Below are 735 nucleotides of genomic sequence, written 5' to 3'. Positions count from 1 at the left end.
TTTCATGTACTGCTCGTGCGTCATCTCGCCCGTGTAGAAGGACCAGGACTCGGCAGCGCCGCCCACGGCGTAGATGCCGTAGTGGATGAAGACGCCCAGGACCGCGCTGGACGCGGTGATCCTCGACTACAACGGCGTCATCGGCCGCCAGCCCAGCACCGACCAATGGCGCCACCTCGCCCGCGTCGCCGCCTGGCCCGACGATCTCGCCTCGTTCCAGAACGCCTTCTGGAGCGCACGCGAGGCATACGACGCCGGCCAGCTCAGCGACCTGGCGTTCTGGGCCCAGACCCTGGGCTGGCACCCCGGCCCGCGCATGCTGCGCGAACTGCGCGCCGCCGACACCGCCATGTGGACCCGCACCGACGACCGCGTCCTCGCCGTCCTGCAACGCGCCCAGCAGGGCGGGCTGCCCATGGTCCTGCTGTCCAACGCGCCCCACCCGCTCAGCGACGTCCTCGACACCACCGACTGGTGCCGACAGCTGATGACCCGGGCCCTGTACTCGGCCCGGCTGGAAGTGTGCAAGCCCGCCCCGGCCGCCTACCTGCACGCTCTGGAAGCCACCGGCGCAAGCGAACCGCACCGCGTGCTGTTCATCGACGACCGGGACGACAACTGCCAGGCAGCCGAGAGCCTGGGCCTGCGGACCCTGCACCACACCGGCCAGATCGCGGACCTCGAAGCAGCCCTCCTGCAGACCCCGGCTTGATCCGCCTCCCCCAACCCCTTACC

General features: G+C 70.3%; 1 protein-coding gene. It reads left to right on the top strand.

The annotated features are described in order from the left end of the window. Positions 1–85 precede the first annotated feature (85 nt). Positions 86–712, top strand: a complete 627-nt coding sequence (locus G6048_RS48390) for an HAD-IA family hydrolase (protein WP_165345927.1) — start codon at positions 86–88, stop codon at positions 710–712. Positions 713–735 lie beyond the last annotated feature (23 nt).

The organism is Streptomyces ureilyticus (genome assembly GCF_011045025.1).
GTDB classification, from domain to species: domain Bacteria; phylum Actinomycetota; class Actinomycetes; order Streptomycetales; family Streptomycetaceae; genus Streptomyces; species Streptomyces ureilyticus.
This window is presented reverse-complemented; position numbering and strand designations above follow the sequence as displayed.

Coding starts and splice junctions, on each gene's coding strand:
- G6048_RS48390 (WP_165345927.1), top strand. CDS start 86: ATGAAGACGCCCAGGACCGCGCTGGACGCGGTGATCCTCGACTACAAC.